We start from the raw sequence: 9,660 nt of genomic DNA, 5'->3' as shown, positions 1-9,660 counted from the left end.
GGGGAGAGGGGGGGATGTTTTCGTGGGTGGGCTGGGGGGGGGGGGGGGGGGGGGGAGGAGGGGGGGGGGGGGGGGGTGGGGGGGGGGGGGGGGGGGTGCGCCCCCCAGCCCCCCCCCCCCCACGCCGCGTACGGGTACGGCGGCGCCGACCGGGCGCCGGCCACCGGCACCATCCATTCACGTCGCGTTGAGGGTAGGGCAGGCGCATGACCGATGTCGCAGCCGATGTCGCAGTTCTCGGTACGGGCGCTTATGTGCCGGACCGTATCGTCTCCAATGACGAGGTAGGCGCCCCCGCCGGGGTCGACGGGGAGTGGATCGTCCGTAAGACCGCGATCAGGGAACGGCGCTGGGCCGCTCCCGGGCAGGCGACCTCGGATCTGGCGGTGGCGGCGGGCCGCGCCGCGCTGGAGTCGGCGGGCATCACGGCGGGACAGCTGTCGCTGATCGTGGTGGCCACGTCCACGCCGGACCGGCCGCAGCCGCCGACCGCCGTCTTCGTGCAGCAGCAGCTGGGCGCGCTGGGCGCCGCGGCGTTCGACGTCAACGCCGTCTGCTCCGGCAGCGTCTTCGCGCTGTCCGTGGTCGAGCGCATGCTGGCGGGCCGCGGCGGCCACGCGCTGGTCATCGGCGCGGACGTCTACTCGCGGATCCTGAACCCGGCCGACCGCAAAACGGTCGTGCTGTTCGGCGACGGGGCCGGCGCGATGGTCCTCGGCCCCGGCAAGGGCCCGCGGATCCGCCACGTCGCCCTGCACACGTTCGGTGAGCTGTCGGACCTCATCCAGGTGCCCGCGGGCGGCAGCAGGATCCCGCCGGACCAGGCGGCCCTTGACGCGAAGCTCCAGTACTTCGCGATGGACGGCCGCGAGGTGCGCCGCTTCGTCGTGGAGCAACTGCCGCAGCTCACCAAGCAGTTCCTGCACGAGGCGGGCGTGGTGCCCGACGACATCGCGCACTTCGTGCCGCACCAGGCCAACGGCGTCATGCTCGACACTGTGATCGAGGACCTGTCGCTGTCCCGCGCCACCACGCACCTCACGCTGGAGGAGTACGGGAACACCGGCGCCGCCTCCATCCCGATCACCCTGGACGCGGCCGCCCGCAAGGGCGCCTTCCGGCCGGGCGACCTGATCCTCCTGGCCGGGTTCGGCGGCGGCATGGCCGCGGGGCTCGCCCTGCTCGAATGGTGAGCGGCCGGCCGGGTTCCTGACGGTCCTGGCCGGCACCACCCCCACCGACCGGGCCGGGGCGTTCCCTTCCCCCCCAAGAAGAGCCCCGGCCCGCACTTCGCCGTGCGCAGCACGCGCTGCCCCCCACCCCCGAATGCGTACCCCTCGTATCCCTCGTACCCGCACCGCCCGTCGCAGGAAGGCACCCGCGTGATCACGGAGAAGGAGCCGGACGCCGGCCTGGCCGCCCGGATACCGGGATCCAAGAGTCTGACCAACCGACTGCTCCTGCTGGCCGCCGCGGCCGACGGCACCAGCACGGTGCGCGCCCCGCTGGTGAGCGAGGACACCGTCGCGTTCCGCAAAGCGCTGGGCGCGTGCGGGCTCCCCGTGCGCGGCGGCCCGCGGGACGAGTTCTGGCAGGTGACGGGCACGGGCCGCGGCCCGACCGGATCCGCCCGGCTCTGGTGCGCCGACGCAGGGACGGCCGCCCGCTTCCTGCCGCCGTTCGCCGCCACCGGCCACGGCACCTTCCTCTTCGACGGCTCCTCCCAGCTGCGGGCCCGCCCGCAGCGGCCCCTCATCGACGCGCTGCGCGCGCTCGGCGCCGACCTCGATCCCGGGCCCGGCAACGGCCTGCCTCTGCTGATCCGCGCGCGGGGCCTGGCGGGCGGCGAGCTCACCGTGGACTCGTCCCTGTCCAGCCAGTATCTGAGCGGACTCCTGATGGCGGCGCCGCTCATGCGCGACGGCCTGCGCATCCGCACCGGAAGCCTGGTCAGCCGTCCGTACGTCGACATGACGCTGGCCCTGATGCGGCGTTTCGGGGCCCGCGTCGAGGAGAGCGGCGACGGCACGCTCCACGTCGCACCCCGCCCGTACGACGCGACCGACGTCGTCGTCGAACCCGACGCGTCCTCCGCCTCCTACATCTTCGCCGCCGCGGCCGTCACCGGCACCACCGTCACCGTGCCCGGCCTCGGCACCGCCAGCCTCCAGGGCGACCTCCGCTTCGTCGACGTCCTGCGGCAGACGGGCGCCGAGGTGCACGTGGGTCCGACGGCCACCACCGTGACCGGGACAGGGCCGCTGCGCGGCGGCTTCACCGTCGACATGGGCGAGATCTCCGACACCTTCATGACCCTCGCCGCCATCGCGCCGCTGGCCGACGCGCCCATCACCATCCGCGGTATCGCGCACGCGCGGCTCAAGGAGTCGGACCGTGTCGCCGCCGTGGCGGCGAACCTGCGGGCCTGCGGCATCGAGACCTCGGACGGCCCCGACCGGATCACCGTCCACCCCGGAGTGCCGCGCCCCACCCGCGTCGCGTGCCGGCGCGACCACCGCATCGCGATGTCCTTCTCGGTGCTCGGGCTCGCGGTGCCCGGCACGATCACGCTGGACGACCCGTCCTGCGTGGCGAAGACCTTCCCCGAATTCCACGACGAGATGCGCCGCCTGTTCACCGGCTACGCGCTCGCGTCGAGCACGAGTGGCTGAACATGTACGGCTGAACACGTGCGGCTGAACAGGGCGCTGCACACGCGCGGTTGAGACAGAGGAGCATCCGTTGAGCAGGTTGCGTTGGCTGACCGCGGGGGAGTCGCACGGACCCGCGCTTGTCGCGACGTTGGAGGGTCTTCCCGCCGGCGTGCCGGTCACGACGGAGATGGTGGCCGACCATCTGGCGCGGCGGCGGCTGGGGTATGGCCGTGGTGCGCGGATGAAGTTCGAGCGTGACGAGGTCACGTTCCTGGGTGGTGTGCGGCACGGTCTGAGCATGGGCTCGCCGATCGCGGTCATGGTGGGGAACACGGAGTGGCCCAAGTGGGAGCAGGTGATGTCGGCCGATCCGGTGGATCCGGATGTGCTGGCCGATTCGGCCCGTAATGCTCCGCTGACGCGTCCGCGTCCCGGTCACGCGGACTTGGCGGGTATGCAGAAGTACGGGTTCGACGAGGCCCGTCCGGTCCTGGAGCGTGCCTCGGCGCGTGAGACGGCGGCGCGGGTGGCGCTGGGTGCGGTGGCCCGGTCGTACCTGAAGGAGACGGCGGGGATCGAGATCGTCTCGCATGTCACGGAGCTGGCGGCGGCGAAGGCGCCTTATGGGGTGTACCCGACGCCGGCCGACGTCGAGAAGCTGGACGCGGATCCGGTGCGGTGCCTGGACGCGGATGCGTCGAAGGCGATGGTCGCGGAGATCGACCAGGCCCACAAGGACGGCGACACCCTGGGCGGTGTGGTCGAGGTCCTCGCCTACGGCGTACCGGTGGGCCTCGGCTCGCACGTGCACTGGGACCGGCGTCTGGACGCGCGGCTCGCCGCCGCGCTCATGGGCATCCAGGCCATCAAGGGCGTCGAGGTCGGCGATGGCTTCGACCTCGCGCGAGTGCCCGGGTCGAAGGCGCACGACGAGATCGTCACCACGGACGACGGCATCAAGCGCACCTCGGGCCGCTCCGGTGGTACCGAGGGCGGCCTGACCACCGGCGAGCTGCTGCGCGTACGCGCCGCGATGAAGCCCATCGCGACCGTGCCGCGCGCCCTGGCCACCATCGACGTTGCCACTGGCGAGGCCGCCAAGGCGCACCACCAGCGCTCCGACGTGTGCGCCGTGCCGGCCGCCGGGATCGTCGCCGAGGCGATGGTCGCGCTGGTCCTCGCGGACGCGGTCGCGGAGAAGTTCGGTGGCGACAGCGTGCCGGAGACGCGCCGCAACGTGCGGTCCTACCTCGACAATTTGCAGATCCGCTAGGCGAAGGTCCCCGTACGCAGACGGCCACGGGGCGCGGTGAGTTGTCCCGCGCCCCGTGACCGTCTGTCCGGGCCCCGCGCCCTCGTCGGCGCTCACGTCCCGCTCCGTCCTGCTCTCTCCCGCTGAACAGGCCGAGCTGTCGGTGTCGCCGGCGTCATCATCGAGGTGACCGGATGACCAGGGTGACCGGAGTGACCGGAGTCACCGGGTGCGTCAGGCCGCTTCCCGGCTCTGCCGGTCCATGAGGTGACGCAGCACGAGCCACTCCCGTATCTCCCACGAGTGTCCCGACGAGCAGCTGATGCTGCCTGCCGCTCCCGCTCCCGCGGCCCCGGCGTGCTGCGGCGAGGTGTTGATCGTCCCCGCGCAACTCTCCACCACACAGCGCCTGGTGAGCGGATTCCGGTCGGCCTGGTCGGGCTCGATGACCCCGAGCAGTTCGACGTGCAGCTCCTGGACCTCCGCCGCGAAGTCCGCCGCCGGCGGCTGCGCCGTGAGCCACTCCAGGTGCAGCAGGAGGAAGCAGGCGAGGTGGGGCACGGACCTGGCCGGGGGAGCGACGTCGAGCTCGTCGGCCACGTAACTCGCCCACGACTCCAGGATGGCGAGGATATTGCTGCGGACGTCGAGCGCCGCGACGTTCAGGTGATCGCGCTTGCGGCTGCCCGAGACCTTCGTCGGGTTGCGCCGCCGCGAGGTCGCAAGCACGTGGTGCAGACCCTCCTGGTGCAGGCCGGGCAGGGCGCGCAGATGACGCTGCAGCTTTGCCACGCACGGGTCACACAGGATGGCTCCGGTCGCCTCGCGGAGTTCCTGGCGGTGGTCCCGCGAGCATGAGTGAATCTCCATTGCGGTGAATCTCCTTCAGGGTGAATGGACCGGTCAGGGGTTCCTGTGGCCGGCTTCGTGCAGGATGCGGAAGGTGACGAACTCACCCGGCCGCCGGGTGGCGAGACCGACGTCGAGGACCACGCGGCCCCGCGTCGGATCGCCGATGTCCGCGCCGTTCGCACCCCTTGCATCGTTCGCGCCGTTCGTGGCGCTTGTGCCGGGCGCGTCGTACGCGTAGCTGTTGTTGGTCTCGTCGCAGACGACGTGGAACGCCTCGTCCGCGGTCTCGCCGCGCAGTGCGCCCTGGCGCCACAAACCCTTCAGGAACATGACGGCGGACTGCCGCACCAGCGACCGCAGATGAGCGCTGTTGGTCTCGAACGCCGCCCACCACGTGCCCTGCGCGAGCGACGCGCGGGCGTGGTTCACCAGGCGGCGCACCGCGAGGTCCGTCCAGTCGGCCTCGGTGGACAGCGTGCGCGCCCCGGTGACCCGGATGCCCTGTCCCGGGACGAACCGCAGGCAGTTCACCCCCACATCCCCCAGCGCCACCTGTTCCTCGTCGGACACGTTCCGCTCGTGCTGCACCACGCCCACCAGCGGGCCCACCGGAGCCGTGTACGCGCCGCGCTCCACGTCGACGCGGCAGCACAGCCCGGCCACATGTCCCGAGGGCGGCGCCACATGCTCGCTCCCGCCGGGCTCCGTCACCGTGATCCACGGGTAGTGCACGGCGGCGAACTGGGCGTCGGGCTCCGGCAGTTCAAAGGGTCTGCCCACGTCGGCGGGAGCGAGCCCCGCCCGTGTGTGCAGCAGCGCGACCCGGTTGCCGACCCGTCTGCAGTGCCCGGCGAGCAGCTCCGCGACGCGCTGTGCCTCGTCCTCCACCCGCCAGAGATCCGGGGCCACCACGAGGGTGACCTCCGGGAGCCGCTCCAGCCTGGCGAGAGCGGCCCGGTAGCCGCCGACGCGGTCCTCCTCGGCGGTCGTCCCCAGGATCCACGCCCCGCCGCCACCGTTGCGGAAGTGGCCGAGCACCGCGTCGTGTACGTACGAGCGCGCCGCGCCGTCGCCTCCGCGGCGCGGCGCGAACGCCTCGATGAACTCCTGCGGATGGCGTACGAAGGCCGGCTTGTCCGGCAGGCCCGGGGCGTCCCCGAGGAACACGGCCACGGATGTGTGCAGTCCGCGGATGACGGGGGCGCCGAGGCCGGTTCCCCGGATGTCGTCCGCTTCCCGGAGGTGGATGCCGGGACCGAACGGGCCGGTGGTGGTGCTGATGGTGCGCGGTGGATTCGGCTGCTGTGGTGACATGCAGACTCCTCGGTCACGACGGAAAGACGGACGGGCGGTGGGTGGCGGCGGTCAGCCGCCGTAGGTGAGCACCATCGCGCAGGCCTCCATGGGGAGTTGGACGGTGCGGTCGATGGACAGGCCAGCACGGGCGGCCAGTTCGCGGTACTCCTGGGCGGACCGCTGATGGCCGCCGTTGACGACCATCAGGTGGAGGTCCCACAGCGGCGCGAGCAGACCGGCCCTGCCGTCCTGGACCACCATCTCGATGACCACGAGGCGGGAGTGCGGGGCCATGGCCTCGCGTATGGAGCTCAGGAGGCGTACGCACTCGTCGTCCGACCAGTCGCCCAGCACCCGGGACAGCAGATATGTGTCGGCTTCCTGCGGGATCGGTACGGTGAACATGTCCCCGCCGACGAGTTCGGCGCGGTCGGCGCCCACGCTCTGCTCCAGGTGCGCGCGGGCGATGGGCAGCGTGTGCTCCAGGTCGATCAGCGTGCCCCGGGCCCCGGATGCGGAGCCGAGCACGGTGGACAGCAACTGGCCGCTGCCGCCCCCGATGTCGACGACGTGCCGGTCGGCGGAGAAGTCGACGTGCTGCGGGACCGCGTCGAAGGCGAAGTTGTCGGCCTGCGCCCGCATGGCGCGCTGGAAGCGCTTGGCGGCGTCGGAGTCCTCGCGGAGATATCCGACCAGGGACTGCCCGTACGCCTTCTCGAAGCCGGTCCTGCCGGTACGGAACGTCTCGATGGAGTCGCCCCAGGCCTGGTAGAACTCCTCGCCGTACAGCAGACACACGTCGCGCAGGGAGCCCGGACGATCGCGCAGCAACTCGCCCACGGAGGTGTTGCGGTAGCCCTCGCTCTCGTCGCCGTCGACCACGTCCAGGCGGAGCAGCAGCCGCAGCAGGCGCCGGACGGCGTCCTCGTCCGCGCCGGCGGCCCGCGCGATGTCGGCCGGGGCGCAGTGCCCCGCCGCGATCAGGTCGGGCACGCCCAGCTTGGCCGCCGCGTAGACGGCCTGGGTGTGCCAGGCGGCGGTGATGAGGTCGATGGTGGCGCGGGCCGCCGGCCGGGGGGTGGTGTCCGGGCTCATTGCCTGTCTCTCCCTTGGGTGTCGGAGGCGCGGTTCAGGAGGGGATCCAGTCGCGGTTGATGTGGGGGGTGTCGATGCTCAGGGCGCGCATGTGCTCGATGGGGTTGGTGTATTCGCGGCTGGCGGCGATCTGTCCGTCGTGGAGGGTGAAGCCGTGGATGAAGTGGTTGCGGTAGCGGCCCTCGGGGTAGCCGGGGAAGCGGATGGTGCCTTCGCCGTCGCACTCGACCCAGATGGTGCCGGGGTCCTGGGTCTCGTAGAGGTGCACGTCCAACCACTGCCAGTCGGGCAGGACCTTCAGGGACAGCTCCCCGTGCCGCTTCAGCTTCTCCCGCCCCTGGACGACGATGGGGCGGCCGATGTCGGTGTTGAACAGGGCGGCGGTGCCGTCCTCGGTGTAGAGGGTGTAGCGGCGCAGGCGGGCCTCGGGGCCGATCTCCATGTACTGCTCCACGGCACGGCGGTTGCGGGCGCGCAGCTCCAGGTGGCTGGTGAACACCGGGCCGGTGGTGGCGGGTTGGGTGGAAGTCGGGGAGGTCATGGTGTGGGTCTCCGAACGGGTGGGGGGTTTCAGGGCTGCAGGCGGGTGGTCGTCCAGCCGCTGTCGGTGCGGTCGTAGCGCAGGCGTTCGTGGAGGCGGTCGGTGCCGTTCGCCCAGAACTCCACACTGGACGGCTCCAGCCGGTAGCCGACGAACGGCTCCGGGCAGGGCAGCGGCCGGGCCGGCTCACCCAGGGCCAGGGCGCGGGCGCGGATCTCTTCGAGGTGGTCCAGGTCGCGCAGCGGTTCGCTCTGCAGGGAGACCGTCGACATGGGGTGGGTGAACACCGCGCGCGCCGCCCAGAGTTGCTCGGCCTCGGCGCGCGGCAGCTGGACGACGGGGCCGGCCAGGGTGATCTGCTGGCTGGTCTCGCGCCAGTACAGGACGCCCGAGGCGTGGGGGTTGGCGGCCAGCTCGCGGCCCTTCTGGCTGCCGTCGTGGGTGATGAACACCAGGCCGGTGTCGGTGATCTGGTTGACGGCCACGATCCGGGAGGAGGGCCGCCCCTGGGCATCGGCGGTGGCAAGGGCCAGCGCGCGGGGCTCGCGCACCCCCAGCTCGGTGGCCGTCTTCAGCCAGGACGACAACAGCCCCAACGGCTCGGCCGGCGGCGTGCGGAACTCGGGGAAGGCCACCTCCACAGAGCCCGTCAGGGTTTCGGAACGCCGTACGTCAGACATGCATCCGCCCTTCGATGGTGACGACGCCGTGGCCCGAGACGTCGACGGAGTCGACGCGGTCGCCCTCGCCGTGCACCAGCGCGCCCATGGGGGAGGGGCGGCCCATGTCGACGCCCTGGGTGATCTCGATGTGCTGCCCGTACGAGGCGAGCCCGTGCCGGGCGATATGGATGGCGATGGGGCCCGCGGCGGAGCCGGTGGCGGCATCCTCGACGACTCCGTACGCGGGCGAGAACATGCGGTTGCGCCATGTCGTGCCGGAGCCGGCGATGCAGTTGGTCGCCATGTCGGGGAAGGTCGCGAGCGCGCGGTGGTCGGGGTTCACCTTCGACAGGGCCTCGAAGCTCTCGAAGCCGACGAGGACGTGGCGCGGGCCGTTGCGGTAGATCTCCACCGGCAGCGTCGACTCCTGGACGCCCAGCGCGTCGAGGAGCTCGTCCGCGCGGTCGAACGGCTCCCAGACGGGCACCGGCTGGCGCATGCTGGTCGAGACGACCTTGCCGTCGACGCGCCCCAGCTCGAAGGGGATCACGCCCATGGCGGTCTCGATCCGCAGCCGGTCCGCGTCGGTCCGCTGTCCCAGCGCGATGGCGGTGCCGAGCAATGGGTGCCCCGCGAAGGGGAGTTCGTTGACCGGAGTGAAAATGCGTACGTGAACGTCGCCGCCCTGCTTGGGGTTCAGTACGAACGTGGTCTCGGAGAGGTTCATCTCCCCGGCGATGCGCTGCATCTGCTCCGCGCTCAGGTCGTCGCTGTCGAAGAACACCGCCACCGGGTTGCCGGTGAGGGGCTCCTTGGCGAACGCGTCGACGACTACATAGGTGTGCATCTGGTTTCGATCTCCCACTCGTCTTTGGTCGTGCCGGTGGTGCCCGGTACCGCTGTGAGCTGCGGTGATCTGCGGTGATCTGCCGTACGGAGGACGGGGGGCCGGGCCGGCGCTCGGGGGAGGACGCCGGCCCGGCGGTCCTTCGGGGCGGATCGTGCGGGTGCGGGGCGGTGGCCGGACCGCACTGTCCGGCCGGTCGCTGCCCACGATGCGCCGTCCTTCTCCGGCGATGACGGATTCCCGCTGGAATGCCGCCACATCCCCGCGTGCCGCTGTGGCGCAAGTCCCGTACGGTCGTGCCGTGTTCAGCTGTTTGAACGTTGTTCAGTCAGACGTACGGGGCGGGCACGGGTCAGGCATACGGGTCGGGCGTATGGGTCAGGCGGGCCAGGCGTTGACGGCGGTCAGGGCCTGGGCGGGGTTGAGGCGGGGGTCGCAGCAGGAGGTGTAGCGCTCGCCGA

9 protein-coding genes are annotated in these 9,660 nt (G+C 71.8%); 3 read left to right on the top strand and 6 right to left on the bottom strand.

What is annotated here, in order from left to right; all coding sequences use genetic code 11:
* Positions 1-206: 206 nt before the first annotated feature.
* From ACZ6CV_RS35645 to aroC, 3 genes are all read left to right on the top strand, one after another.
* Positions 207-1,193: a 3-oxoacyl-ACP synthase III family protein gene (locus ACZ6CV_RS35645; RefSeq protein WP_469255857.1), complete on the top strand. Its 987-nt coding sequence runs from the start codon at positions 207-209 to the stop codon at positions 1,191-1,193.
* 189 nt (positions 1,194-1,382) lie between these two features.
* Positions 1,383-2,672 carry a 3-phosphoshikimate 1-carboxyvinyltransferase gene (gene aroA / locus ACZ6CV_RS35640; RefSeq protein WP_469255855.1) on the top strand — a complete coding sequence of 430 codons (1,290 nt, stop codon included), beginning with the start codon at positions 1,383-1,385 and terminating at the stop codon, positions 2,670-2,672.
* A gap of 70 nt (positions 2,673-2,742) precedes the next feature.
* A complete protein-coding gene (gene aroC / locus ACZ6CV_RS35635) occupies positions 2,743-3,927 on the top strand; it encodes a chorismate synthase (protein WP_469255853.1) in 1,185 nt (394 codons plus the stop codon).
* Between the two features lie 213 nt (positions 3,928-4,140).
* On the opposite strand, the gene ACZ6CV_RS35630 is transcribed toward aroC, so the two are convergent.
* Genes ACZ6CV_RS35630 through ACZ6CV_RS35605 form a run of 6 tightly spaced genes read right to left on the bottom strand, consistent with a single transcriptional unit; the run spans position 4,141 to position 9,199 of the window.
* Positions 4,141-4,776: a hypothetical protein gene (locus ACZ6CV_RS35630; RefSeq protein WP_469255851.1), complete on the bottom strand. Its 636-nt coding sequence runs from the start codon at positions 4,774-4,776 to the stop codon at positions 4,141-4,143.
* 33 nt (positions 4,777-4,809) lie between these two features.
* Positions 4,810-6,072, bottom strand: coding sequence for a phage tail sheath family protein (locus ACZ6CV_RS35625; protein ID WP_469255849.1), 1,263 nt, complete (start codon positions 6,070-6,072; stop codon positions 4,810-4,812).
* Between the two features lie 51 nt (positions 6,073-6,123).
* Entirely contained in the window at positions 6,124-7,149 is a 1,026-nt protein-coding gene (locus tag ACZ6CV_RS35620; RefSeq protein WP_469255847.1) for a methyltransferase, read from the bottom strand.
* Positions 7,150-7,183: 34 nt separating this feature from the next.
* Positions 7,184-7,690, bottom strand: a complete 507-nt coding sequence (locus tag ACZ6CV_RS35615) for a PhzA/PhzB family protein (protein ID WP_469255845.1) — start codon at positions 7,688-7,690, stop codon at positions 7,184-7,186.
* Between the two features lie 29 nt (positions 7,691-7,719).
* Positions 7,720-8,370 (bottom strand): phenazine biosynthesis FMN-dependent oxidase PhzG, encoded by a 651-nt coding sequence (phzG, locus tag ACZ6CV_RS35610; protein ID WP_469255843.1) that lies wholly within the window; start codon positions 8,368-8,370, stop codon positions 7,720-7,722.
* On the bottom strand, positions 8,363-9,199 hold the full coding sequence (locus ACZ6CV_RS35605; protein WP_362359962.1) for a PhzF family phenazine biosynthesis isomerase: 837 nt from the start codon (positions 9,197-9,199) through the stop codon (positions 8,363-8,365). Before ACZ6CV_RS35605 ends, phzG begins: the two co-directional genes overlap by 8 nt.
* Positions 9,200-9,660 lie beyond the last annotated feature (461 nt).

The sequence above is a fragment of the Streptomyces sp. NPDC041713 genome (genome assembly GCF_055591085.1).
This window is presented reverse-complemented; position numbering and strand designations above follow the sequence as displayed.

Bases quoted from the DNA above. Each gene is read 5' to 3' on its own strand.
- ACZ6CV_RS35645 (WP_469255857.1), top strand. From the start codon at position 207: ATGACCGATGTCGCAGCCGATGTCGCAGTTCTCGGTACGGGCGCTTAT.
- ACZ6CV_RS35630 (WP_469255851.1), bottom strand. From the start codon at position 4,776: ATGGAGATTCACTCATGCTCGCGGGACCACCGCCAGGAACTCCGCGAG.
- ACZ6CV_RS35625 (WP_469255849.1), bottom strand. From the start codon at position 6,072: ATGTCACCACAGCAGCCGAATCCACCGCGCACCATCAGCACCACCACC.
- ACZ6CV_RS35620 (WP_469255847.1), bottom strand. From the start codon at position 7,149: ATGAGCCCGGACACCACCCCCCGGCCGGCGGCCCGCGCCACCATCGAC.
- ACZ6CV_RS35615 (WP_469255845.1), bottom strand. From the start codon at position 7,690: ATGACCTCCCCGACTTCCACCCAACCCGCCACCACCGGCCCGGTGTTC.
- phzG (WP_469255843.1), bottom strand. From the start codon at position 8,370: ATGTCTGACGTACGGCGTTCCGAAACCCTGACGGGCTCTGTGGAGGTG.
- ACZ6CV_RS35605 (WP_362359962.1), bottom strand. From the start codon at position 9,199: ATGCACACCTATGTAGTCGTCGACGCGTTCGCCAAGGAGCCCCTCACC.